A 24,117-nucleotide genomic window follows, 5' to 3' on the forward strand; every position below is an offset into this window, starting at 1 on the left:
CGCGGCGCAGCCCGCCGAGCAGCGGGAGTCCCGCGCCGGCGAGCAGGCGCAGCGCGCCCCCGCGCCGCGCCCCGCCGCCGACCAGCCCTCCCGCGTGCACGCCGGCGAGAACGACGGCGGCCCCGCCGCGACCGGCAAGCGCCCCCCGCGCCGCGTCGTGTTCGACGAGGAGGACGACCTCGACGTCCCCGACTTCCTGAAGGGACCGTGACCCCCATACACGGCGACACCGCCCGCGGCGACTTCGCCCTCGGCGCCGGCGTCCGCGCCGCGTTCACCGGACGCGCCGGAGGCGTGAGCGAAGCCCCCTACGACTCCCTCAACCTCGGTGGTGCGGTCGGCGACGACCCCGCCGCCGTCCGCGACAACCGGAAGCGGGCCGCCGCCCGCCTCGGCGTCGACCCCGCCCGTACCGTCTGGATGCGGCAGGTGCACGGCGCGGACGTCGCGTACGTCACCGCCCCCGAAGACCTCGGCGACACCCCCGTCGACGCGATCGTCACCACCGTCCCCGGTCTCGCCCTCGCGGTCCTGGTCGCCGACTGCGCCCCCGTCCTGCTGGCCGATCCCGTCGCCGGCGTCGTCGGCGCCGCGCACTCCGGCCGTCCCGGCACCGCCGCGGGCGTCGTCCCCGCGCTCCTGGACCGGATGCGCGAGCACGGCGCCGACCCGTCCCGGACGTCCGCCGCCATCGGCCCCGCCGCGTGCGGCGGGTGCTACGAGGTCCCGGCCGCGATGCGCGACGAGGTCGCCGCCGCCGTGCCCGCCGCGCGCGCGACCACGTCCCGCGGCACCCCCGGCCTCGACATCCGCGCCGGCATCGCCGGGCAGCTCGCCGCCGCGGGCGTCGCCGACGTCCGGATCGACCCCCGCTGCACCATCGAGGACCCGGACCTCTTCTCCTACCGCCGCGACGGCCGCACCGGCCGGTTCGCCGGCTACGTATGGCTGACCGAACGCGAGGAACGCCCGTAGTGACCCCCGAGGAGCGCCGCGCCGAACTGGCCGACGGCCTCGCCGCCGTCCGCGCGCGGATCGCCGCCGCCTGCGCCGCCGCGGGCCGCGACGAGCGCGAGATCACGCTGATCGCGGTGACGAAGACCTTCCCCGCCGCCGACGTGCGGCTGCTGGCCGGACTCGGCCTCACCGAGGTCGGCGAGAACCGCGACCAGGAGGCCCGCCCGAAGGCCGCCGACTGCGCCGACCTGCCGCTCACCTGGCACTTCGTCGGACGCCTCCAGACGAACAAGGCCCGCGCCGTCGCGGGCTACGCCGACGTCGTCCACTCGGTGGACCGCGCCCGGCTCGTCCGCGCGCTGTCGGACGCCGCCGGCCGCGCCGGCCGGGAGCTGCGCTGCCTGGTGCAGGTCTCCCTGGACGAGGACGAACGGCGGGAGGGCCGCGGCGGCGCCGCCCCCGAGGACGTCCCGGGCCTCGCCGACGAGATCGCGGGGGCGCCCGGCCTGGAACTCGGCGGGGTGATGGCGGTCGCGCCGCTCGGCGCCGACCCGCTGCCCGCGTTCGCCCGGCTCGCCGAGGTCGCGTCGGGCGTCCGCCGAAACCATCCGGGCGCCTCGATCGTTTCCGCGGGTATGAGCGGTGATCTGGAACAGGCGATCGCGTGCGGCGCGACACACCTCAGGATCGGTACGGCGTTGCTCGGCGGCCGACGGGCAATCGTCAGGTAATGTCCCCCCAGTGGGACCTGCCGGAACGCGGGCCACGCAGACGGACGGTCACCCGCGGCGCCGGACGCGCCGGAGCCGCGGCCACAGGACACGGAGGGGCGTATGGCCAGCGCGATGCGCAAGATGGCGGTCTACCTCGGCCTGGTGGAGGACGACCGTTACGACGACGACAGGTACGACGAGTACGACATCTACGACGATGAGACCGACCCCGGCGAGGGGCGCCGTCGCGAGGACGAATCCGGCGGTCAGCTTACCCGAGCCGAGGACGAACCGGACCGTGATCGCGAGCATCACGCCCCGTCGACCGTCGAGCGACGCTCCGTGGCGCTCTACGAGAGCGGTACCACGGACCTCGCGCGCATCACTACGCTGCACCCGAGGACCTACAACGAGGCGAGGACCATCGGTGAGCACTTCCGTGAGGGGACGCCGGTCATCATGAACCTGACCGAGATGGTCGACAGCGACGCGAAGCGTCTCGTCGATTTCGCGGCGGGTCTCGTGTTCGGCCTGCACGGGAGCATCGAGCGTGTTACGAACAAGGTGTTCCTCCTGTCACCCGCCAACGTGGAAGTGACGGCGGAGGACAAGGCCCGGATGGCAGAACGAGGGTTCTTCAACCAGAGCTGAGATCCACATGCGAGAGTATCCGTGAACATCGTTTGGGCCGTGATCGAGGCCGTACTGATCATCTTCCTCCTGCTGCTGATCGGGAGGTTGATCCTGGAGCTCCTGCAGCAGTTCGCCCGGCAGTGGCGGCCGACGGGAGTGGTCCTGGTGATCGCCGAGGCGGTCTATACCGTCACCGACCCGCCGCTGAAGTTCCTGAGGCGTTACATTCCGCCCGTACGGCTGGGTAACGTGTCGCTGGACCTCAGCTTCACCGTCCTCTTCTTTGTGGTCTGGATCTTGATCATCTTCGTACCGGGGCTCTGATCGGATACCGTCCTTTGGGACAGACTCCAAGCGCGCCAAGGAGACGAACATGCCGCTGACACCCGCCGATGTGCGGAACAAGCAGTTCAGTACCACCAGGCTGAGGCCGGGGTACGACGAGGAGGAGGTGGACGCCTTCCTCGACGAGGTCGAGGCCGAACTCGACCGCCTCATCCAGGAGAACGAGGAACTGCGGGCCAAGCTGGCCGAGTGCCTTCGCGGCAAGGTTCCCGCCATGGCCGCTCCGATCGTGGAGCCGAAGCCGGACGTCCAGAAGATCCCCGAGCCCCCGCGTCCCGAGCCGCAGCCGCAGGCGCCGCCCCAGCCGGTGCAGCAGCAGCCCGAGCCGGAGCCGGCCCTCGGCGGTCTCGGCATGGCCGCGGCCCAGTCCGGCGGCGAGGACAACATGGACACCGCCGCCCGCGTGCTCGCGCTCGCGCAGCAGACCGCCGACCAGGCGATCGCGGACGCCCGCCGCGAGGCCGACGAGACGCTCGGCCGCGCCCGCCGCGAGGCCGAGGAGATCCTCGGCAAGGCCCGCCGGCAGGCCGACCAGATCGTCAGCGAGGCCCGCTCCCGCGCCGAGGCCCTCGACCGGGACGCCCAGGAGCGGCACCGCCAGGTCATGGGTTCCCTCGTGCAGCAGCGCGAGGAGCTCGAGCGCGAGGTCGACAACCTCCGCGCGTTCGAGCGCGAGTACCGCAGCCGCCTGAAGGTCTACCTGGAAGGCCAGCTGCGCGACCTCGAGGCGGGCAGCACCGAGACCGGCGCGTTCGCGGCCGTCCCCGGCGCCCCCGGCCAGCAGCAGAACTCCGGTCCGCAGACCGGTCCGCAGAACGCCGTCCCGCAGGGCGAGAACCGCAACGGCGCCGCCCCCACCGGCTTCCCGCCGCCGGCCGAGCACGGCCCGCAGCAGGTCCAGCACTCGGCGACCGGCGCGTTCCACTCCGGTGGGGACAACCCGCCGCACGAGAGGCGCTGAGGCGGGCACCGCAGGCGATAGGGTCTTTCCGTCCGCCGCGCCGAGGATGGCATCGCCGCCATCCCGGCGGCGCCGCGGCGGGTCGACCACCGGGCCCTCGGGCGGCCCGGGAGCCGAGCGGTCTGAACGAGGGGGAGAGACCCTGTGATCATCCTGAGTGGCGTGCTCGTGGTGACGGCCATCGCCTTGCTCGTCGCGGGAATCGTCGCGGGCAACGGCGACAGCGCCCAGGTCTTCGGCCTGGACGCGCTGGTGGTGATCTACATTTCCATCGGCGTCAGCATCGTCTCCGCGCTGTGCCTGGCCATCGGGGTGTTCCTGCGCCGCAAGGAGCTGTTCGGCCCGGGCGTCTCCACGGCGCCCGCGAAGAAGCGCAAGCCGCGGCGGGACAAGCGGGACAAGCGCGCCAAGCCGGCGGCGGCCGCGCCGGCCGCCGTCCCCGGGGCCGCCAAGCCCGCCGGGACGCCGGAACCGCCCGACGACGCCGTCGAGATCCCGGTACAGCCGGTCGACGTGCCCGACGACGCGCTGGTGTTCGTCGTCCGCGGCCGCAAGCGCTACCACCTGGACACCTGCCGCCAGCTCGCCGGCCGCGAGACCGAGGAGCTCACCTACGCGGAGGCCCGCGAGGAGGGCTTCAGCTCCTGCACCGCCTGCATGCCGGACACCGCACTGGCGGCGCGCGCCAAGGCGGAGCCGAAGGCCGGCGGGGGCAAGGAGACGAAGGCCGCCCCGGGCGAGGAGCCGGTGAGGACGGCGGAACGGTCCGGTGCCGAGGAGAACGGCCTCGCTGGCCTCGCCCGTCCCGCCCCCGCGCCGACCTCGTTCGACGTGACCGCCGAGATCCCCCGCGACGACGCGGGTGAGAAGCCGAAGAGCGCGCCGGCGGGCCCGACGCTGATGGACCTGCCCGTCGCCGACCTCGTCAAGGAGAAGCCCGAAGAGCCCGCGGTGCGGGACCGGGCCGAGCGCGACGGGCCGGACGAGACCGGCAAGGACGCCGAGACGGGCAAGGTCGAGAAGACCGACAAGGTCGGGGCGGCGGAGAGCGCGGCGCCGGCGAAGGACGAGCAGAAGCCGGAGCGGCCGGCCGGGGAGCCGTCCCGGGCGGACGCCGCCGCCGAGCAGGACACGCCGGCTCCGCGGCCCCGCGACGCGGTCGCGCCGGACGAGACCGCCGAGGTGCCCCGGCAGGCCCCCGAGCCCGAGCCCGTCCGGGAGGAGCCGCCCGCGGCGGCGGATCCGGACGGCGACGACCCGCAGGTCCGCATCCTGAGCGGCACCAAGCGCTACCACCGTACGGACTGCGCCCTCATCGAGGACATCGGCGACGAGGCGGACGACCTGGAGTCCCTCTCCCGCGCCGAGGCCAAGGCCCGCGGCTGCACGCCCTGCCTCGTCTGCCAGCCCGACCGCGAGCGCGCCCGCGACTGACGTCCGTCGCGCCGCCGCGCCCGGTCCCGTCAATGGTGGCGGTGGCGGCGCTCCGTCGGCCGGTGAGGGGTCTGCGCGTGGCGGTCCGTCATCCGGCGGTGCCGTTCCCGCCGCCGCTCGCGCCGCGATCCGGAGGCATCGGCCTCCTTGCGCTCGACCGTGACGCCGGAGAGCAGGACCATGCCGGTCAGCCGGATCACGGGGGCGTCCGGATCGACGACGTCGTCCTCGGGCAGCGAGTTCCCGCCGAGGATCGCCATGGTGGAGTCGACGACCCGTACCCCCGGCGGCACGGTGATGGCCACCCCGCCCATGATCGCCGTGATGTTCAGCGTGACCTCGGAGGCGCTGAGGACGGCCCGGCGGAAGTCCAGTTCGATGCCGCCGAGGAGGGAGACGACCGTGGTCCGCTCCTCCACGAGCCAGCGCCCGGTGCGGGTCGCCCCGGACAGGACGGCCACGACGTTCGCCGAGTGCCGGGCGGGCGGCGGCGCCGGCGCCTCCTCCTTGCGGAGGTTGACGCGCGGGACGGGCGCCGCGCCCGAGGGCAGGTCGCCGAGCAGGGGTTCGAGGTCCGCGTACGTCTTGGCCCGGTAGGCGGCGTCGATGCGCTCGGCGTGCTCCTCGGCCGTGATCCGTCCTTCGGCCAGGGCCTCGCGGAGGCGGTCGGCGACCTCGTCGCGGTCGGCGTCGGACGCGCGGAGCCGGGCGGGATCCTGTCCGGAAGGGTGCTCGGGAAGGTTCACCCGCCCATCATGACAAAACGCGATGCATCTCGAAAACCCGTGGCTCGCCGCCGTCCCCTTCCGGCCGGAACTTACTTTGTCAAGGCAGGTGCGGTGGGGTGCCGCAGAGTCGCGGAGACGCAGGGGAGACGTAGAAGGCGGGGGTTCCGGGGGCGTCCCCGGAACCCCCGTGGGTCACGCCGCCTTGCGGAGCCAGTAGGCGAGGCCCAGCTCGTCGTCCCGGCCGCCTTCGACGCCGTCGGGACGGCCCTCGGCGACGGACGTGGCGAGGACCTCGGCGGCCAGCTCGGCGCCGTGGGCGCGCAGCGCCTCGGCGAGGTCGGTGCCGGCGGCCTCCCACCACAGCTCGATCCGGTCGGTGACCTCGAGCCCGGCCGCCTTCCGGGCCTCCTGGACGAGCCGGACGGCCTCGCGCACGAGACCGGCGCGGCGCAGTTCGGGCGTGATGGTGAGGTCGAAGGCGACGGTCTCGCCCGCGGCGCTCTCCACCGCCCAGCCGCTCCGGGGCCGCTCGGTGACGATCACGTCGTCGGCGGTGAGGCGCACGGCGCCGAGCCCGGCGGCGTCCACCTCGACGGCGCCGTCCTCGCGCAGGGACCGGACGAGCGCCGCGGCGTCCGCCGACGTGACGGCCCCCGCGACCTTCGGGGTGTCCTTGGCGTACCGCTTGCCGAGCTCGCGGAAGTTCGGCTTGACCTCGTACTCGACGAGGTCGCCGCCGATGGAGGAGAGCTCCTCGAACGCCTGGACGTTCAGCTCCTCGGCGATCTGGGCGCGCAGCTGCTCCGGCAGCGCGGCCCAGCCGGCCGCGCCGACCAGGGCGCGGCCGAGCGGCTGGCGGGTCCGGACGCCGCTCGCGGCACGGGCGGACCGGCCGAGTTCGACGAGCCGCCGGACGAGCGCCATCTGCTCGGTGAGCGCGGCGTCGAGGAGGTCCTCGCGGACGGCCGGGAACTCGGTGAGGTGCACCGACTCGGGCGCGTCGGCGGGGCGGATCACGTCCCACACGTGGTCGGTGACGAACGGGACCATCGGCGCCATGAGGCGCGTGAGGGTCTCGAGGCACTCGTAGAGGGTGGCGAATGCGGAGGCGCCCTCGGGCGTCTCGGGGCCCTCCCAGAACCGCTTGCGGGAGCGCCGCACGTACCAGTTCGACAGGTCGTCGACGAACTCGGCGAGGCGGCGCCCGGCGCGGGCGGTGTCGAACCGGTCGAGGGCGGCGTCGACCTCGCCGACGGTGCGGTGCAGTTCGGCGAGCGCCCACCGGTCGAGGAGCGGGCGGTCGGCGGGTGCGGGCGCCTCGTCCATGCGGCCGGGCGTCCACGCCTTGCCCTGCGCCTCGGCCGCGTTGGCGTACAGCACGAAGAACGACGCGGTGTTCCAGTAGGTGAGGAGCACCTTGCGGACGATCTCCTCCAGCGCGCCGTGGCCGACGCGGCGGGACGCCCAGGGCAGGCCGCTGGCGAGCATGAACCAGCGGACGGCGTCCGCGCCGTGCTCGTCCATGAGCGGGATCGGCCGCAGGACGTTCCCGAGGTGCTTGCTCATCTTGCGGCCGTCCTCGGCGAGGATCAGCCCGAGGCACAGGACGTTCTCGTAGGACGACCGGTCGAACACGAGCGTGCCGACGGCCATCAGGGAGTAGAACCAGCCGCGTGTCTGGTCCTGGGCCTCGCAGATGTACTGCGCGGGGTAGGACGCCTCGAAGACGTCCTTGTTGCGGTGCGGGGCGCCCCACTGGGCGAACGGCATCGAGCCGGAGTCGTACCAGGCGTCGATCACGTCGGGGACGCGGCGGGCCTCGGCGCCGCAGGACGGGCAGGGGAACACGACGTCGTCGACGTACGGGCGGTGCGGGTCGAGCGCGGACATGTCGGAGCCCGCGAGCTCGCCGAGTTCGGCGAGGGACTCGACGCAGGTGACGTGCTCCTCGTTCTCCTCGCAGACCCACAGCGGCAGGGGGGTGCCCCAGTAGCGGCTGCGGGACAGCGACCAGTCGACGTTGTTGCGCAGCCATTCGCCGTAGCGGCCGTGCTTGACCGTCTCGGGGAACCAGTTGGTGTTCTCGTTCTCCTCGAGCAGCCGGTCCTTGATCTGCGTGGTGCGGATGTACCAGGCGGGGAGCGCGTAGTAGAGGAGCGGGGTGTGGCAGCGCCAGCAGTGCGGGTAGCTGTGCTCGAAGTGACTGCCCCGGTAGAGGAGCCCACGCGCGCGCAGGTCGTCGGTGAGGGCCTCGTCGGCGTTCTTGAAGAACTTCCCGCCCACCATGGGCACCTCGGGCAGGAACCGCCCGTCCGGGCCGATGGGGTTGACGACGGGCATGCCGTAGTTCTTGCAGACGGTCATGTCGTCGGCGCCGAACGCCGGTGCCTGGTGGACGAGTCCCGTGCCGTCCTCGACGGTGACGTAGTCGCCGAGCACGACGTAGTGGGCGTCCGGGATGTCGACGAGGTCGAACGGGCGCCGGTACGGGGTCCGTTCGAGGTCGGCGCCCCGGTACACGGCGAGCCGTTCGGCGCCCTCGCCCAGGACCTGGTCCACCAGGGGCTCGGCGACGACGAGGACCTCGTCGGACCCGGCGGGACGCGCCGCGACGTAGGTGACGTCGGGGTGGACGGCGACGGCGGTGTTCGACACGAGCGTCCACGGCGTCGTCGTCCAGATCAGCAGCGCGGCGCCGAGGTCGGCGAGCGGGCCGGACGTCACCGGCATCCGCACGTACACCGAGGGGCTGGTGACCTCCTCGTACCCGCCGGGCTGGCCGAGTTCGTGGTCGGACAGGCCGGTGCCGCAGCGCGGGCAGTACGGGGTGATGCGGAAGTCGCGGAACAGCAGGCCCTTGGAGTGGATCTGCTTGAGCGACCACCAGACCGCCTCGACGTACTGGGGGTCCATCGTGCGGTACGCCTGGGCCGTGTCGACCCAGAAGCCCATCCGCTCGGACATCTCCTCGAACGCGTCGACGTGGCGCAGCACGGACTCGCGGCAGCGGGCGTTGAACTCCGCGACGCCGTACTCCTCGATGTCCTTCTTGCCGGTGAGGCCGAGCTCCTTCTCCACGGCGACCTCGACGGGCAGCCCGTGGCAGTCCCAGCCGGCCTTGCGGGGGACGTGGTAGCCCTTCATGGTGCGGTAGCGCGGGAAGACGTCCTTGAAGACGCGCGCCTCGACGTGGTGGACGCCGGGCATGCCGTTGGCGGTGGGCGGCCCCTCGTAGAACAGCCAGCGGGGACCGGACGCGGTGCGCTCCAGCGACCGCTCGAAGACCTTGTTCTCCTGCCAGCGGCGCAGCATGTCCCGCTCGAGGGCGGGCAGATCGACCTGCGCGGGCAGTGGCCGGAAACCTCGGCTCACGATGGCGGACCTCCGGATCGACGTGAAAACGGGCCTGCACGTGTCCGGAGGGACGAGACGCGCGCCCGGATCGTCCGGACGGGCCCCGCGGTACCACCCTCCTTGACCGCGCCGGGTTCGGCGCGGACCGCTTCGTTCGAGCCGCGGCGACCGGGTCTACTGGGCCCCGTGCGCCGGGGCGGTTCTTCCGGAGGCTCCGGGGTGATCAGACCGCCGTGCTCGCCCCCGGGCTCGCACCGTCCCCGGGTCGCTCATGGCTGCGTGCGGCGGCAGGCGTCCCCATCATCGCCTGCTGCGGCTGCGTGTTCCCCGACTTTAACGCACCGCGGGGCCGTCCTCTTCCGGTTATCGCCGGGACGGCCGTTCGTCCGTCATGGTTCCTTTCCGAGGATTCGGGGATCCCTGGGGTTTCCGGAAACTCGTGCGAGGGGCATAAGCGGTCGGTAACGATCCCAGGTCGCTTCCGACCTTGCCCGTGAAGGGGGACCCCATGCCCGGACTGCCCACCGAGGCGATCAGCGTGACGGAGGCCGGCGCGGCGGCCGGGACGGGCCGGACCCGGGCCGGGGCGGCGACGAAGGCGAAGACGAAACCGGCGGCGAAGCCCGCCGCGAAGCCCGCCGCGAAGCCCGCCGCGAAGCCCGCCGCGAAGCCCGCCGCGAAGCCCGCCGGGAAGTCGGCCGGGAAGCCGCGGGGCGTCGCGAAGGCGCGGCGGGGCGCCGGAGGGGACGGCCGGCGGCCGGACGCCGCGGGCCTGCCGGTCCGGGCGGGAGAGGAGCACTGGACGCCGGACGAGCTGGCGGAGGTCCGTGCCGGGCTCGAGGAGCAGATCGCCGAGCTGCGCGCGGACATCGCGGTCTCGACGAGCCAGATCGCCGAGGGGGACCCGAGCGAGGGCGCCGGCGACGACCAGGCCGACGCGGGCGCGAAGACGTACGCGCGCGAGCACGAGCTCGCCCTCGCGTACAATTCGCAGGACCTGCTCGCGCAGAGCGAGCGGGCCGTCCAGCGGATGGACGCCGGCACGTACGGGATCTGCGAGGTCTGCGGCGAACCGATCGGCAAGGCGCGACTTCAGGTGTTCCCTCGTGCGACCCTGTGTGTGACATGCAAACAACGCGAGGAACGTCGCTGAGCGACTCAACGAACCCAGAGGGCGGGGCCGGGGAATCCACGGGATCTCCTCGGCCGCGCCGTGTCGGCGTGCTGGCCGTGGTGGCCGTGCTGGCGCTCGCCGCCGACATCGTGACCAAGATCGTCGTGGTGGCGACGCTGCAGGGGGAGGAGCCGATCCGGCTGCTCGGCGGGCTGCTGACGCTGCGCGAGACCCGCAACAGCGGCGCCGCCTTCTCGATCGGCACCGGCTACACGATCGTGTTCACCGTGATCGCGTCCGGGGTGGTCGTGGCGATCATCTGGGCGGGCCGCAACCTGCGGAGCCTGCCGTGGGCGATCTGCCTCGGCCTGATGCTCGGCGGCGCGCTCGGCAACCTGGTGGACCGGGTGTTCCGTGCGCCCGCGCCGCTGGAGGGCCACGTCGTCGACTGGATCCAGGTGCCGAACTGGCCGGTGTTCAACCTCGCCGACTCGGCGGTCGTCTGCGGCGGCGTCCTGGCCGTGGTGCTGGCGGCGCGCGGCCTCCAGCTGGACGGCACCCGCATCGGCGGAGACGAGGACGGCGACGGGGAGGGCGGCGCCGCGGGCGGCGGAGCCCCGGCGGCGTCCGATCCCGGCCCCGCCGAGCCCGAGCAGGCCGAGCCCAAGCCCGCGGGCGAGCGGGACGCGCGGACCCCGGGGGACGAGTCCTGATGGGGGAGACGCGCAGCCTCCACGTCCCCGACGGGCTGGAGGGGGAGCGTGCCGACGCGGCGCTGTCGCGGCTGTTCGGGCTGTCCCGGGGCCGTGCCGCCGACATCATCGCCGCGGGCGACGTCCTGCTGGACGGACGCGCGCTGGCCACCAAGTCCGAGCGGCTGCAGGCCGGGGCGTGGCTCGAGGTGACGCTGCCGCCGCCGCCCTCGGCGCCCGCGCCGGTCGCCGAGCCGGTCCCCGGGATGGGCATCCTGTACGAGGACGACGACATCGTCGTGATCGACAAGCCGATCGGCGTCGCGGCGCACCCCACGACCGGCTGGACGGGCCCGACCGTCCTCGGCGGGCTGCTCGGCGCGGGGCACACGATCGCGACGAGCGGCGCGTCCGAGCGGCAGGGCATCGTGCACCGGCTGGACGCCAACACGACGGGCGCGATGGTGGTGGCCAAGAGCGAGTCGGCGTACTCGCGGCTCAAGCGGGCGTTCAAGGAGCGGACCGTCGACAAGCGCTACCGGGCGCTCGTCCAAGGCCATCCGGACCCGTTCCGCGGGACGGTCGACGCGCCCATCGACCGGCACCCGTCCGGCGACGGGCGGTTCGCGGTGGTGGCGGGCGGGAAGCCGTCGGTGACGCACTACGACACGGTCGAGGCGTTCCGGGCGGCGACGCTGCTCGACATCGGGCTGGAGACGGGCCGCACCCACCAGATCCGGGTGCACATGGCGGCGATCAGGCACCCGTGCGCGGGCGACCACCTCTACGGGGCCGACCCGACGCTGGCGGCGCGGCTGGGGCTCACGCGGCAGTGGCTGCACGCCGCGCGGCTCGGGTTCGAGCATCCGGCGACGGGCCGGTGGGTCGAGTTCGAGAGCCCCTACCCGGACGATCTCGCGCGGGCGCTGGAGATCGTCGAGTCGGAGTCCTGAGCGGGCTCACACGCCCAGCAGGCGGAGCCCGGCGGCGGTCGCGGCCGCGGCGGCCAGCACCACCAGGAACGGTGCGCGCAGCAGCAGCGCCGCGACCGCCGCGCCGAGCCCGGCGATGCGGGCCGGGTCGAACTCCAGCGCCCGCCCGTCGGCGAACGCCTGCACGGCGATCAGCGCGGTCAGCAGCGCGACGGGGACGAGCTCGGTGAACCGCCGCACGCGCGGGTCGTCCAGCACGGACTGCGGCGCGACGAGCCCCGCGAACTTCAGCGCGTAGCAGCCGAGTGCGGTGGCGAGCACCGCGATCCAGACGCTCATGCGGACTTCTCCCGGCGGAGCAGGGCGGGCAGGGCCGCCACGGCGGCGAGCATGACGGGCACGCCGGGCGGCAGCAGCGGCGTCGCCGCGAGCGCGACGGCGGCGGCCGCGAGCGCCACCCGGGCCTCGGCGCGCCCGGCGGTGAGGCGCGGCCACAGCAGCGCCAGGAACGCCGCCGGGCCGAGCACGTCCAGGCCCACGGCGTCCGGGTCGCCGATCCGCCCGGCGCCGACCGCGCCGAGCAGCGTGGTGGCGTTCCAGGCGACGTAGAGGGTGATCGCGGTGGTGTAGAAGCCGGCGCGGGCGGACGCCCGGTCCGGCTGGGCGGTCGCGACGGCGGTGGTCTCGTCGATGACGACGTGCGCGGCGAGCGGCCGCCGCCAGCCGCGCACGTCGAGGGTCCGGGCGAGCCGCAGCCCGTAGAGGGCGTTGCGGCCGCCGAGCAGCACCGCGCCGAGGGATCCGGCGACGAGTCCGCCGCCTCCGCCGACGACGCCCGCCAGCGCGAACTGGGACGCGCCGGTGAAGGCCAGCAGGCTCAGCACGCACGCCTGCGCCACCGTCAGGCCCGCGGTGACGGCCGCGGCGCCGAACGCCAGGCCGGAGATGCCGACGGCGACGCCCACGCCCAGCCCGTCCCGGACCGCCGCGGAGCGCGCGCCGCCGGACGGGGCCTCGGCGGCGCCGTCCGTCCGGGTGTTCGCCATGGTCATGCCGCCGACGTTAGGCGAGGCCGCGATGGGCGTATTGAACGTTCTTGCGGCCTTCGCGTGGCGGCCCTCACACGCCCGGTCGCGGGCGGGACGCCTCGAGGGCGTCGAGCCCGGCCTCGATGACGGCGGTCATGATCCGCGCGAGCCGCTCGGCGCCCAGCGACGGCGCGTGCTCGGCCATCGCCTCGGCGATCGCGCGCTCCCGCCCGGGGTCGCGCCCGGCGAACCCGCCGACGGGCTTGAGCCGCTGGACGACCCCGGCGACGGCCACGCGCCGCTCCAGCAACGCGGCGAGCGCCGCGTCGATCCCGTCGATCGCGGCCCGCGCCTCCCCGACGCTCGAAAGCGAGCCGAGCTCCGGCAACACGACCCGCACCACCTCCCCGCCGTCAGGCCGCACACCGGCGGTACCGGCCGGAGCGGGTGCGGTGGCGGGCGCCGCGGTGGAGGCGGCGCCGGCCGGGGTGTCGCGTGATGCGTCGTGTTCCGCGCCGGGGGCGGTGCCGACCACGGGCTCGGCGGGATCGGTGACGGAGTCGTTCATGTTCGTGTTCCCTCTCTGGCGGACCCTGTCCGGGACGGGCCGCGAGGGGGGTGCCCGGGCCGCCCGGTCGGGGAAGTGTCGTTCCACGAGAAAAGGCAGAGCCCGTGGGGCTCTGCCTTGGCCGGCTCCGGAGGTCGTCGCTACATGCTCGCGTCGACCGGCTCGGTCGGAGCCGGCTCGGTAAACGCGGTATAGCGGCGGTCCATGGCGACGATGGTAGGCGGGGCCGCCGGGGCCGCGTCAAATTCCGGGACGGCTCGTCTCGTGACGTGAGACCGGAGGCGACGACTAGCATGTCAGGCATGACGGGAGAGGTCGCACATTACTGGCGGCATCCCGCGCTGCCCGACGTCGGGCTGCTGCGGGCCCGGTACGTGACCCACCGCTTCTCGCGGCACGTCCACGACGGGTACGCGATCGGCGTCATCCTCCAGGGGGTGGAGGAGTTCGAGCATCCGGGCGGCGTCGAGCGGGCCGGTCGCGGCGCGGTCGTCGCGGTCAACCCGGGCACCGTCCACACCGGGCAGGCGGGCGGCCCGGACGGCTGGGCGTACCGGATGACCTACCCGTCGGTGGAGGTCCTCGCCGACATCGCGGCCGAGCTGGGCCTGCCGCGCGGCACGCCCGCGTTCCCGAGCCCCGTCCTGGACGACGCGGACGCGGCGCGGCGGCTCCGCGCCGTCCACCGGGCCGGGGAGCGGGGCGACGCCCTGGCCGCGTCCACGATGCTGCGGACCGCCTACGCGGGGCTGTTGCTGCGCCACGCGGCCCGGTTCCCGTCGGCGGGGACGCCGGGCGCGCGGCCCGCGCTGCCGCCCGTCGTCCGGGACGCGCGGGACCTGCTGCACGCGAGCCTCGTCGACCCGCCGACGCTGGAGGAGCTGGCCGCGCTGGTCGGGACGCGCCCGTTCCCGCTGCTGCGGGCGTTCCGGGAGGCCACGGGCCTGCCGCCGCACGCGTACCTGAACCAGGCGCGGGTCCGCGCGGCGGCCGCGCTGCTGGACGAGGGGCTGCGGCCGGGCGAGGTCGCCGCGCGCACCGGATTCGCCGACCAGGCGCATCTGACGCGGCACTTCAAGCGCACCATGGGCGTCCCGCCGGGCGCCTACCGGGCCGCCCGCGGGTTTGGGAGTGTCGGGGCCCGAGGGGCCACCGAGGCGGGTTAAGGTTTCAGGACCGCGTCGTCCCGGAGCCCGGCCCCGGGTCGGCGATCTTCCCCCGGGACCGACGGCGACACCGCGTGCGGGCCGCACGCGGGCGGTCGCATGCCACCAGCCAGGAGGTGCGCCAGGCATGGCCGACTCTTTCGTCCATCTGCACGTTCACACCGAGTACTCCATGCTGGACGGGGCCGCCCGGTTGAAGCAGATGTTCGCGGAGGTCGAGCGGCAGAAGATGCCCGCCATCGCCATGACCGACCACGGCAACATGCACGGTGCCTACGAATTCCACAAGCACGCGATGGCAGCCGGAGTCACCCCCATCATCGGCTGCCTCCTGCCGGGCCAGGAGATCATTACGGCCGATGGCGTCAAGAACGTCGAGGACGTTCAGGTGGGTGACCTGGTCCTGACGCACCGTGGCCGTTTCCGGCGTGTGCTCCGGACGATGCGGCGGCCTTACTCGGGCCGGGCGTACACGATCGAGCTGGCGGGCCGGTACGGCCGGTCCTTGACGCTCACCGAAGAACACCCGGTGCTGGTCCGCACACCGGACGGCCTGGTGGACTGGAAGAAGCCGGGAGACATCGCGGCCGGCCGCCGCACCGGCCGAGGAGGCGCCCAAGACTGGAACTCCTGGGCATGCCTTCCCAAACTGGCCGGTGAACGACGGGCGCTCGACGTCCTTCCGCTCCTGCCCGCCGGATTCTCCGAGAGGTCGGGCGGCGGTGTGCGACGCTCATACGAATCCGAACACCGAGCGGATCAATCCTGGCCCGCGCTGCCCTCGCAGATCACTCTGGACCATGACTTCGGATACCTGCTGGGCCTGTACGCGGCAGAGGGGCACCTGGAGACGCGGGGCGGTGAACTGACCGGCGGGATCGGCCTCACGCTCAACCAGGCCGAACAGGAACTCGGTGACCGTTGGCGTACCCTGCTCCGCCGGTTCGAGATTTCGACCCAGACGTACCGCCGTCCGGAAAAGGGCTCCCAGGAAATCAAGGCCTGCTGTGTTCCGCTGGCCTTCATGCTTCGAGCGCTGGTGGGGTGCGGCGCCCGCGATAAGAAGGTCCCGCAGTGCGTGCTCGACGGACCGGCCGAGGCCCGTGCCGGTTTTCTCGAGGGTTTCCTCGATGGTGACGGCCGCTTTGCGGGGGCCGCGTCCAATCCCAGCGGCCGACGTGACATCAAGGTCGCCTCGCGGTCGCTGGCGTGGGGAGTGCGGGCGCTCCTGGCGGACCGCGGGCATTGGAGCACGGTGTCCAGTGGTGTGGAGAAGGGCGACTTCCCCCAGGGGCACAGCGACCGTGAGTACCGCTGGTACCAGGTCTCCTACAAGCCCGAGCGCGCGTACTCGCGCACTCTCGAGGATGACGAGTACCTGTATCGGCCGATCGGGGACGTGCACGAGGTCGAACTCGAGTGCGAGGTCTTCAACTTCGAGGTCGAGGAGGACAACTCCTACGTCTCGGACTTCATCCTGCACAACTGCGAGGCCTATATGGCCCCGGAGTCGCGGTTCCACAAGAAGAAGGTCCAGTGGGGCGAACCGAGCCAGAAGCGCGACGACGTCTCCGGCGGCGGCCTGATCAACCACATGACGCTGTGGGCGCGGAACAAGACGGGCCTGCACAACCTGTTCAAGCTGTCGAGCCGCGCCTACACCGAGGGCTTCGTCTTCAAGTACGCCCGGATGGACGAGGAACTGCTCGCCGAGCACGCCGACGGGGTGATGGCCACGACCGGCTGCCCGTCCGGCAAGGTCCAGACACGGCTGCGGCTCGGGCAGTTCGACGAGGCGCTCAAGGCGGCCGCCACGTTCCAGGACATCCTCGGCAAGGAGAACTACTTCCTGGAGCTGATGGACCACGGGCTCGACATCGAGCGCAACGTCCGGCAGGGCCTCCTCGACATCGGCAAGAAGCTGAACATCCCGCCGGTCGTGACGAACGACTCGCACTACACCCACGAGTCCGAGGCGACCGCGCACGACGCGCTCCTGTGCGTCCAGGTCGGCAAGCAGCTCGCCGACCCCGACCGGTTCCGGTTCAACGGCAGCGGCTACTACCTGAAGACCGCGGACGAGATGCGCGGCATCGACTCCTCGGACGCCTGGCAGGAGGGCTGCCGCAACACCCTCCTGATCGCGGAGCGGGTCGAGCCGGAGGGCATGTTCGAGTACCGCGACCTCATGCCGCGGTTCCCCGTCCCCGAGGGCGAGACCGAGGAGACCTGGTTCCGCAAGGAGGTCTGGAAGGGCCTGGAGCGGCGGTTCCCGGGCGGCGTTCCCGAGGAGTACAAGAAGCAGGCCGAGTACGAGATGGGCGTCATCCTCGGCAAGGGGTACCCGTCCTACTTCCTCGTCGTCGCCGACTTCATCATGTGGGCCAAGGAGAACGGGATCCTGGTCGGCCCCGGCCGGGGCAGCGCCGCGGGCTCGCTCGTCGCGTACGCGATGGGCATCACCGACCTGGACCCGCTCCCGCACGGGCTGATCTTCGAGCGGTTCCTGAACCCCGAGCGCGCGTCCATGCCCGACATCGACATCGACTTCCCTGAAGACCGCCGGGCCGAGGTCATCAAGTACACGACGGAGAAGTGGGGCGCCGACAAGGTCTCCTTCATCGCCACCTTCGGCACCATCAAGGCGAAGGCCGCCATCAAGGACGCCGGCCGCGTCCTCGGCTTCCCCTACGCCCTCGGCGACCGCATCTCCAAGGCGTTCCCGCCCGCGGTCATGGGCAAGGACATCCCCCTGTCGGGGATCTTCGACGAGAAGCACCCCCGGTACGGCGAGGCGGGCGAGCTCCGCAAGCTGTACGAGGAGGAGAACGACGTCAAGCAGATCATGGACCTGGCGCAGGGCCTGGAGGGGCTGATCCGGCAGACCGGCGTGCACGCCGCCGGGATCATCATGTCCGGTGAGACGATCACCGACCACGTCCCGATCATGCGCCGGGACGCCGACGGCGCGATCATCACGCAGTTCGACTACCCGACCTGCGAGACGCTCGGCCTGCTGAAGATGGACTTCCTGGGCCTGCGGAACCTGACGATCATCGACGACGCGCTGCAGGGGATCAGGAAGAACAAGGGCGTCGAGGTCAACCTGCTGGAGCTGCCGCTGGACGACCAGCCCACCTACGACCTCCTCGCCCGCGGCGACACGCTCGGGGTGTTCCAGTTCGACGGCGGGCCGATGCGGTCGCTGCTGCGGCTGATGAAGCCCGACAACTTCGAGGACATCTCCGCCGTCGGCGCCCTGTACCGGCCCGGCCCGATGGGGGCGAACTCCCACACCAACTACGCGCTCCGCAAGAACGGCCAGCAGGAGATCACGCCGATCCACCCGGAGCTGGAGGAGCCGCTCAAGGACATCCTCGGCACGACCTACGGCCTGATCGTCTACCAGGAGCAGGTCATGGCGATCGCGCAGAAGGTGGCCGGGTACACGCTCGGCAAGGCGGACCTGCTCCGCCGGGTCATGGGCAAGAAGAAGAAGGCCGAGCTGGACGCCCAGTTCGAGGGCTTCGAGGCCGGGATGCTCGAGCGCGGCTACTCCAAGGAGGCCGTCAAGACGCTGTGGGACATCCTCGTCCCGTTCTCCGACTACGCGTTCAACAAGGCGCACTCCGCCGCGTACGGGCTGGTGTCCTACTGGACGGCCTACCTGAAGGCCAACTACCCCGCCGAGTACATGGCGGCGCTGCTGACGTCCGTCGGCGACGACAAGGACAAGAGCGCCCTGTACCTGAGCGAGTGCCGCCGCATGGGCCTGAAGGTGCTGCCGCCGGACGTCAACACCTCCGAGGCCGACTTCACCCCGCTCGGGGACACCGAGATCCGGTTCGGGCTGTCGGCGGTCCGCAACGTCGGGACGAACGTCGTCGACGGCATCGTCGCGGCCCGCAAGGAGAAGGGCGCCTACACCGACTTCAACGACTTCCTCAACAAGGTCCCGCCGATCGTGTGCAACAAGCGGGTCGTGGAGTCGCTGATCAAGGCGGGCGGGTTCGACGAGCTCGGCCACGAGCGCAAGGCCCTGCTGATGGTGCACGAGCAGGCCATCGACTCGGTCATCGACATCAAGCGCAAGGAGGCCATCGGGCAGGACTCCCTGTTCGGCGCCCTGGAGGACGACGGCGGCGAGGACGCGTTCGCCGTCGCGATCCCCGAGGGCGAGGAGTGGGACAAGACCACCCTCCTCGCGTTCGAGCGGGAGATGCTCGGCCTGTACGTCTCCGACCATCCGCTGCTCGGCGTCGAGCACATCCTGGAGCGGGAGGCCGACTGCGCCATCGCGTCCCTCAACGAGGGGGAGCGTCCCGACGGGCAGATCGTCGTCGTGGCGGGGCTGCTGTCGGGCCTGCAGCGCAAGGTCACCAAGCAGGGCAACTCGTGGGCGATGTTCCAGCTCGAGGACCTCGCCGGTTCCATCGAGGTGCTGTGCTTCCCCTCCGCCTACCAGCTGTGCTCCACGCTGCTCGCCGAGGACGCGATCCTGATCGTCAAGGGCAAGCTGGACCGCCGCGAGGACGTCGCGAAGATCATCGCGATGGAGGTGGTCCAGCCCGACCTGACGGTCACCGACGCGGTGGGTCCGCTGTCGGTCAGCCTCCCCCTCAACCGCTGCACGCCGCCGACCGTGTCGCGCCTGAAGGAGGTGCTGACCACCCACCCGGGCTCCGCCGAGGTGCATCTGCATCTGCAGAACGGCCCCCGCACGACGGTCGTCCGGCTCGACGACCGGCTCCGCGTGTCGCCGTCCCCGGCGCTGATGGGGGACCTGAAGCAGCTCCTCGGCCCGTCCTGTCTCGGCTGACGCGGCGGGGGCCGGGTCAGCCGGCGAGGAGGGCGCGGGCGGCGGGCACGACCTCCCGCGCCCAGCGGCGGACCTGCGTCTCGTCGGCCTGCTCGGGCCAGTACACGAACGTGTCGAAGCCGGTCTCGGTCGCGAGGTCCGCGAGGACGCGCGCCCACCCGGCGGCGTCGGTGCGGATCGGCTCCTCGCCCTCCAGCCGGACGGTGCCCGGCGCGTCGGTGACGTGCCCGACGAGCTGCGCCATGCGGGTGACGGCGGACGGGGCGCGGCCCGCGTCCTCGGCGGCGCGGGTGATGGCGTCCTGCGCCTCGCGCCACCGCTCGTACGGCAGGTAGTGCGGGATCGGCGCGGCCCAGCCGTCGGCGATCCGCCCGGTCAGCGCGTGCGCCCGCGGCCCGACGCTGCCCAGCCAGATCCCGACCGGGTGCGCGGGGGCGGGGCCGGCGTGGACGCCCTTGACCGTGTAGTGCTCACCCTCGACCCGGACGGACTCGCCCGGCCGCCACATCGCCCGGATGATCTCGATCGCCTCCTCCAGCGCCCGCAGCGCCTCCCCGGGGGTGCGGGACGGCCCGCCCATCGCGGCGATCGCGGGCCAGAACGCGCCGGCGCCGAGCGCCAGCTCGAACCGCCCGCCGCTGAGCAGGTCGAGGGTCGCCGCCTGCTTGGCGAGGAAGGCGGGGCCGCGCAGCGGCAGGCTCGCCACGTCGGGGAAGACCCGCAGCCGCTCGGTCCCGGTGAGCAGGGCCGCCATGAGGGCGACGGTGTCGGCCTGGTCGGCGGCGTACGGGTGGTCCTGGACGCCGAGCAGGTCGAGGCCGTCCTCGTCGGCCGCGCGGGCGAGGGCGCGGATGTCGTCGAGGCGGGCGGCGGACGGGGTGAGCTGGACGCCGAATCGGTAGGTCATGGGGGCAACGCTAGCCAGCGGGCCCGGGCCGCGAATCAGTAGAGGTACGTGCGCGGGCTACGGGACGGTCAGCCGCCCAGGCCCGCGGGGCTGAGTTCGGCCCGCCAGTCGATGAACCGGCCGAGGCCGTCGAAGCGGACGCGGGCGCGGGCGCCGGGCGCGAGCACCTCGGTCTCGGTGTCGGTCTGCCGGTAGCCGATGCGGTGCTCGGCGAGGAACCCGGCGAGGGTGAGCCGCGGTTCGTGCGGGAACAGGCCGGTGGCGTCCTTGAGCAGCCGCGGCACGGTCACCGGGTCGAAGGACGTGGCCGGCACGCGGGGGTCGTCGACGTGCAGGTACGCCGAGCCGCCGTCGTAGCCGGCGTTGATGTAGCCGCCGCCGCGCAGGACGCCGCCCGCGGCCATCGCGATGAGTTCGCCGCCGTGCCCGGCCGTGCCCTCGTACCAGGACAGGTCAACTTCGGGGGTGGTGAACTCGGTGATGCCGAGCCGTTCGCCGACCGTCCGGACGACCAGGGTCGGGACGACCGCGGGGTGGGCGTCGCCGAACTGCGGGTTCGCCCATCCCCACAGCCAGGTGCGCTCGCGCACGGCGTAGCTGCCGAGCAGCGAGACCCGGACCGTGACACCGCCGCTGGTGTAGGTGCGGGCGGTAAGGTCGGCGCTCCAGTCCTCGCGGGGCAGGAACTCCGCGAGCGCCTCCTGCCGCTGCAGGACGACGGCCGCCAGGGCGGCGCCGAGGCGTTCGAACGCGGGACTGAATCCGGACATGTCGGGCACACTATCCCAGTGGTCGAGGCGGGTGCGGGCGTCGCGTAGCCGCCCTTGCATTGTCGATCGGCTGACCACGGCAGGCTAGTCTTTCGCCGACAGCGGAGTCTCGGATGGGAGCGGGCGAGGTGCGCGGACCGACCGGTAGACGCGTGGCGGCCGGGCTGGTCACGACCCTGATCATGGCGGTCCTCGGGCCCCTCGCGGGCCTGCTGTGGGCCTGGACCGCGCCCGAGGTGACATATGTCATCTTCCGCGGTGACACCTACCTCGCCGACCCCGAGAGCCAGGCGCCGATCGGCACCGACATCCGGTTCGCGCTGATCGTCCTGGTGGCGGGCGCGCTGTGCGGCGGCGCCGCCTACCTGGCGGGGGGCCGCGGCAACGACATCGCGCTGCTGCTCGGCCTGGCCGCGGGCGGCGTCCTCGCCGGGGTGCTCGCCTGGCGGACCGGCCACCTGATCGGGCTGGAGGAGTTCCGCGCCGCGGTGCACGCCGCCGCCGACCGCGAGCGCGTCACCGGCGTCGCCGAGCTGCGCGCCCGGGGGCTGCTGATGTGCTGGCCCGTCGCCGCGGTCGGCGCCTACGGCCTGCTCGAACTGGTCGTGCGGCGGCTACCCGCGCGCGACGGCGGCGACCCGGGCGCCGGTGAGGCGGACGAGGTCGGCGGGACGCAGCTCGATCTGGAGTCCGCGCCGGCCGGCGGAGACGTAGACCGTCGGGAGCGCTGAGGCCGACTCGTCCAGGACCGTCGGCAGCCGCCGGCGCTGCCCGAGCGGGCTGATCCCGCCGACGACGTAGCCGGTGGCGCGCTCGGCGTCGCGCGGGTCGGCCATCTTCGCCCGTTTCCCGCCAGCGGCCGCGGCCAGCGCCTTGAGGTCCAGGCTCCCCGACACCGGGACGACGGCGACGGTGAGGTTCCCGTCCACCTCGGCCAGCAGCGTCTTGAAGATCCGCTCGTGCGGGACGCCCAGTGCGTCGGCGGCGGCCGCCCCGTAGGACTCGGCCTCCGGGTCGGGCTCGTAGGGGTGCAGGGTGTGCTCGATCTTCGCCTTCGCGGCGGCGACGGTGGCCGGCGTCCCGCCGCCTCCCTGCTTCCCACCGGACTTGGTCTTGCCCATGGGCCGAGTCTCTCGCACGCGTCCACCGGTTTTCGGCGGGGCGCGGCCTTCCGCGGGCGTCCCGTCAGTTCGGGTGGAACGATCCGTCCAGGAACTGCCCCGCCGGGAGGGTGGGCAGCGCGGCCAGGATCCGGTTCTCCCGGACGAGCAGGTCGCGTTCGGCGCGCAGCCGCAGCGCCGCGTCCTCGCACTCCAGCAGGCGCTGCTTCTCGTGGCCGTCCAGGATCAGCGACGACGCGATCAGGTAGGACAGCCTCACCGGGTCGGCCGGCAGGTCGATCTCCTCGGCGGGCCCCGCCCCGGCGCCGCGCAGCCGCTCCAGGTACCGGCCGAACAGCCACCGGACGTGCCGTGCCACGGGCACCGGGTCGCCTCCGGGTTCCTCGGGCAGGTACTCGACCTCGCCCTGCAGGTAGGGGCGCGAACGGTCCTGCTCCTTGAGCCGGAACCGGCGGGTGCCGACGGCCACGATGTCGTACCGCCCGTCCGCGTGCCGCGTCACGTCGTGCAGCTCGGCGAAGCACCCCACCCCGGACAGCCGCCGGGCCGCGTCGGCGCCGACCTCGTGCCCCAGCTCGATGTTCACCGCGCCGAACCCGCGCGGCTCCGGGGTCTCCATGAGGTCGGCGACGAGCAGGCGGTACCGCTCCTCGAACAGGTGCAGGGGCAGCACCAGGCCGGGGAAGAGCACGGTGCCCAGGGGGAAGAGGGCGATCCGCTCCGTCACTGTCTCTCCTGCGCTCCCGTGGCGCCCGCCGGCAGGACGCACTCCACAGCAGCCTACGACGCCGTTGATGATCTTGGTAAGGGTTCCTTTTTCACATGGTGAACACTCGAGACAGACGGTCCGCGGCAACGGCGCGGTCACCCCCCGCCGCGGGCCGCCGCGGGCGGGCGCACGGTAGGTTCGGGGCCATGAGGATGCTCGTCGTCGACGCCTTCGCCGACCGCGCGTTCACGGGGAACCCCGCCGGTGTCTGCCTGCTCGCCGAGGCGGCCGACCCCGCGTGGATGCAGCGTGTCGCGGCCGAGATGAGGCACGCCGAGACCGCCTTCGTCCGCCCGGTCGACGACCCGGACGCCGGCTGGGAACTGCGCTGGTTCACCCCGCGGGCCGAGGTCGCGCTGTGCGGCCACGCCACCCTGGCCGCCGCGCACGCCCTCCGCACCACGGGGACGGCCCCGCCCGGCGCGCCGATCCGGTTCCGGACGCTGCACAGCGGCGTCCTGACCGTCGACGGAGACGGCGCCGGAGACGGTGACGGAGACGGCGCCGGAGACGGAGGCGGCGATGCCGGCGGAGGCGGCGATGCCGGCGGAGGCGGCGCTCGCCTGTCCATGGACTTCCCGGCCGCGCCGCCCGAGCCCGCCGAGGTCCCGGAGGGTCTCGCCGCCGCCCTCGGCGCCGAGGTCCGGTGGGCCGGCCGCAGCGCCCAGAACGACGTCCTGGCCGAGGTCGCCGACGAGGCGACCGTCCGCGGGCTGGCACCGGACGTCGCCGCGCTCGCCCGGATCGACGCCCGCGGCGTCATCGCCACGGCCCGCGCCGAGGCGGGCGCCGGCCACGATTTCGTCTCCCGCTTCTTCGCCCCGCGCCTGCTTCCCGGCGACGGCGAGGACCCCGTGACCGGTTCGGCGCACTGCACGCTCGGGCCGTTCTGGGGCGAGCGCGCCGGCCGCGACACGCTGACCGGGTACCAGGCTTCCGCGCGGGGCGGGACCGTCCACGTCGCGCTGCGCGGTGACCGGGTCGTGTTGTCCGGTTCGGCCGTGACCGTGCTGGACGGGACGTTCCACGCCTGAGCGGCGCCCGCGGTGGCGTGCGTCTCGGCACGTGAGACGGTGCGCGAGGGGGCGGGAGCACTCCGTAGACTG

At 73.2% G+C, this 24,117-nt stretch carries 22 protein-coding genes and 1 pseudogene; 14 read left to right on the forward strand and 9 right to left on the reverse strand.

Features of this window, described 5'->3' with window-relative positions; translation table 11 throughout:
* From ACFQ11_RS26960 to ACFQ11_RS26990, 7 genes and pseudogenes are all read left to right on the forward strand, one after another.
* Positions 1 to 211: pseudogene (locus ACFQ11_RS26960) on the forward strand (cell division protein FtsZ); the annotation flags it as partial.
* 5 nt (positions 212 to 216) lie between these two features.
* On the forward strand, positions 217 to 975 hold the full coding sequence (gene pgeF / locus ACFQ11_RS26965; protein ID WP_378303576.1) for a peptidoglycan editing factor PgeF: 759 nt from the start codon (positions 217 to 219) through the stop codon (positions 973 to 975).
* Positions 945 to 1,688 (forward strand): YggS family pyridoxal phosphate-dependent enzyme, encoded by a 744-nt coding sequence (locus ACFQ11_RS26970; RefSeq protein WP_378303511.1) that lies wholly within the window; start codon positions 945 to 947, stop codon positions 1,686 to 1,688. The genes pgeF and ACFQ11_RS26970 overlap by 31 nt, the downstream gene beginning before the upstream one ends.
* Positions 1,689 to 1,790: 102 nt before the next feature.
* Positions 1,791 to 2,321, forward strand: a complete 531-nt coding sequence (locus tag ACFQ11_RS26975) for a cell division protein SepF (RefSeq protein WP_378303513.1) — start codon at positions 1,791 to 1,793, stop codon at positions 2,319 to 2,321.
* A 21-nt stretch (positions 2,322 to 2,342) separates the two neighbouring features.
* On the forward strand, positions 2,343 to 2,627 hold the full coding sequence (locus ACFQ11_RS26980; protein WP_378303515.1) for a YggT family protein: 285 nt from the start codon (positions 2,343 to 2,345) through the stop codon (positions 2,625 to 2,627).
* A 49-nt stretch (positions 2,628 to 2,676) separates the two neighbouring features.
* On the forward strand, positions 2,677 to 3,609 hold the full coding sequence (locus ACFQ11_RS26985) for a DivIVA domain-containing protein (RefSeq protein WP_378303517.1): 933 nt from the start codon (positions 2,677 to 2,679) through the stop codon (positions 3,607 to 3,609).
* Between the two features lie 144 nt (positions 3,610 to 3,753).
* Entirely contained in the window at positions 3,754 to 5,043 is a 1,290-nt protein-coding gene (locus ACFQ11_RS26990; RefSeq protein WP_378303519.1) for a hypothetical protein, read from the forward strand.
* 29 nt (positions 5,044 to 5,072) lie between these two features.
* On the opposite strand, the gene ACFQ11_RS26995 is transcribed toward ACFQ11_RS26990, so the two are convergent.
* The gene (locus ACFQ11_RS26995; protein ID WP_378303521.1) at positions 5,073 to 5,789 is read right to left on the reverse strand and encodes a DUF1707 SHOCT-like domain-containing protein; all 717 of its coding nucleotides are present in this window, start codon (positions 5,787 to 5,789) and stop codon (positions 5,073 to 5,075) included.
* A 174-nt stretch (positions 5,790 to 5,963) separates the two neighbouring features.
* A complete protein-coding gene (ileS, locus tag ACFQ11_RS27000) occupies positions 5,964 to 9,143 on the reverse strand; it encodes an isoleucine--tRNA ligase (protein ID WP_378303523.1) in 3,180 nt (1,059 codons plus the stop codon).
* A 754-nt stretch (positions 9,144 to 9,897) separates the two neighbouring features.
* Here ileS and ACFQ11_RS27005 point away from each other — a divergent pair.
* From ACFQ11_RS27005 to ACFQ11_RS27015, 3 genes are all read left to right on the forward strand, one after another.
* Positions 9,898 to 10,278, forward strand: coding sequence for a TraR/DksA family transcriptional regulator (locus ACFQ11_RS27005; protein WP_378303578.1), 381 nt, complete (start codon positions 9,898 to 9,900; stop codon positions 10,276 to 10,278).
* A 68-nt stretch (positions 10,279 to 10,346) separates the two neighbouring features.
* A complete protein-coding gene (gene lspA / locus ACFQ11_RS27010) occupies positions 10,347 to 10,952 on the forward strand; it encodes a signal peptidase II (RefSeq protein ID WP_378303525.1) in 606 nt (201 codons plus the stop codon).
* Entirely contained in the window at positions 10,952 to 11,884 is a 933-nt protein-coding gene (locus ACFQ11_RS27015) for an RluA family pseudouridine synthase (RefSeq protein WP_378303527.1), read from the forward strand. The genes lspA and ACFQ11_RS27015 overlap by 1 nt, the downstream gene beginning before the upstream one ends.
* Before the next feature lie 6 nt (positions 11,885 to 11,890).
* On the opposite strand, the gene ACFQ11_RS27020 is transcribed toward ACFQ11_RS27015, so the two are convergent.
* The 3 genes from ACFQ11_RS27020 to ACFQ11_RS27030 form a co-directional block, all read right to left on the reverse strand.
* The gene (locus ACFQ11_RS27020) at positions 11,891 to 12,202 is read right to left on the reverse strand and encodes an AzlD domain-containing protein (RefSeq protein ID WP_378303529.1); all 312 of its coding nucleotides are present in this window, start codon (positions 12,200 to 12,202) and stop codon (positions 11,891 to 11,893) included.
* Positions 12,199 to 12,915: an AzlC family ABC transporter permease gene (locus tag ACFQ11_RS27025; protein WP_378303531.1), complete on the reverse strand. Its 717-nt coding sequence runs from the start codon at positions 12,913 to 12,915 to the stop codon at positions 12,199 to 12,201. The genes ACFQ11_RS27020 and ACFQ11_RS27025 overlap by 4 nt, the downstream gene beginning before the upstream one ends.
* Before the next feature lie 67 nt (positions 12,916 to 12,982).
* The gene (locus ACFQ11_RS27030) at positions 12,983 to 13,459 is read right to left on the reverse strand and encodes a chorismate mutase (protein WP_378303533.1); all 477 of its coding nucleotides are present in this window, start codon (positions 13,457 to 13,459) and stop codon (positions 12,983 to 12,985) included.
* 302 nt (positions 13,460 to 13,761) lie between these two features.
* On the opposite strand from ACFQ11_RS27030, the gene ACFQ11_RS27035 reads away from it, so the two are divergent.
* Both ACFQ11_RS27035 and dnaE read left to right on the forward strand, forming a co-directional pair.
* The gene (locus ACFQ11_RS27035) at positions 13,762 to 14,625 is read left to right on the forward strand and encodes an AraC family transcriptional regulator (RefSeq protein WP_378303536.1); all 864 of its coding nucleotides are present in this window, start codon (positions 13,762 to 13,764) and stop codon (positions 14,623 to 14,625) included.
* Positions 14,626 to 14,752: 127 nt separating this feature from the next.
* Positions 14,753 to 19,444 carry a DNA polymerase III subunit alpha gene (gene dnaE / locus ACFQ11_RS27040; protein WP_378303538.1) on the forward strand — a complete coding sequence of 1,564 codons (4,692 nt, stop codon included), beginning with the start codon at positions 14,753 to 14,755 and terminating at the stop codon, positions 19,442 to 19,444.
* A 16-nt stretch (positions 19,445 to 19,460) separates the two neighbouring features.
* Here the strand turns inward: dnaE and ACFQ11_RS27045 are convergent, their stop codons facing one another.
* Both ACFQ11_RS27045 and ACFQ11_RS27050 read right to left on the reverse strand, forming a co-directional pair.
* Positions 19,461 to 20,351, reverse strand: a complete 891-nt coding sequence (locus ACFQ11_RS27045; RefSeq protein WP_378303540.1) for an LLM class flavin-dependent oxidoreductase — start codon at positions 20,349 to 20,351, stop codon at positions 19,461 to 19,463.
* Between the two features lie 68 nt (positions 20,352 to 20,419).
* Complete coding sequence (locus tag ACFQ11_RS27050; protein WP_378303542.1) at positions 20,420 to 21,121, reverse strand: DUF6882 domain-containing protein; 702 nt, start codon at positions 21,119 to 21,121, stop codon at positions 20,420 to 20,422.
* A 152-nt stretch (positions 21,122 to 21,273) separates the two neighbouring features.
* Here ACFQ11_RS27050 and ACFQ11_RS27055 point away from each other — a divergent pair, with 152 nt between their 5' ends.
* Entirely contained in the window at positions 21,274 to 21,852 is a 579-nt protein-coding gene (locus ACFQ11_RS27055; protein ID WP_378303544.1) for a hypothetical protein, read from the forward strand.
* Here the strand turns inward: ACFQ11_RS27055 and ybaK are convergent.
* Together ybaK and ACFQ11_RS27065 are read right to left on the reverse strand one after the other, a co-directional pair.
* Entirely contained in the window at positions 21,736 to 22,242 is a 507-nt protein-coding gene (gene ybaK, locus ACFQ11_RS27060; RefSeq protein ID WP_378303546.1) for a Cys-tRNA(Pro) deacylase, read from the reverse strand. The genes ACFQ11_RS27055 and ybaK overlap by 117 nt on opposite strands.
* A gap of 64 nt (positions 22,243 to 22,306) precedes the next feature.
* On the reverse strand, positions 22,307 to 22,969 hold the full coding sequence (locus tag ACFQ11_RS27065; protein WP_378303548.1) for an LON peptidase substrate-binding domain-containing protein: 663 nt from the start codon (positions 22,967 to 22,969) through the stop codon (positions 22,307 to 22,309).
* Positions 22,970 to 23,157: 188 nt separating this feature from the next.
* On the opposite strand from ACFQ11_RS27065, the gene ACFQ11_RS27070 reads away from it, so the two are divergent.
* Positions 23,158 to 24,045, forward strand: a complete 888-nt coding sequence (locus ACFQ11_RS27070; RefSeq protein ID WP_378303550.1) for a PhzF family phenazine biosynthesis protein — start codon at positions 23,158 to 23,160, stop codon at positions 24,043 to 24,045.
* Positions 24,046 to 24,117: the final 72 nt, after the last annotated feature.

It is taken from the genome of Actinomadura sediminis, from assembly GCF_042675525.1.
GTDB lineage: Bacteria > Actinomycetota > Actinomycetes > Streptosporangiales > Streptosporangiaceae > Spirillospora > Spirillospora sediminis.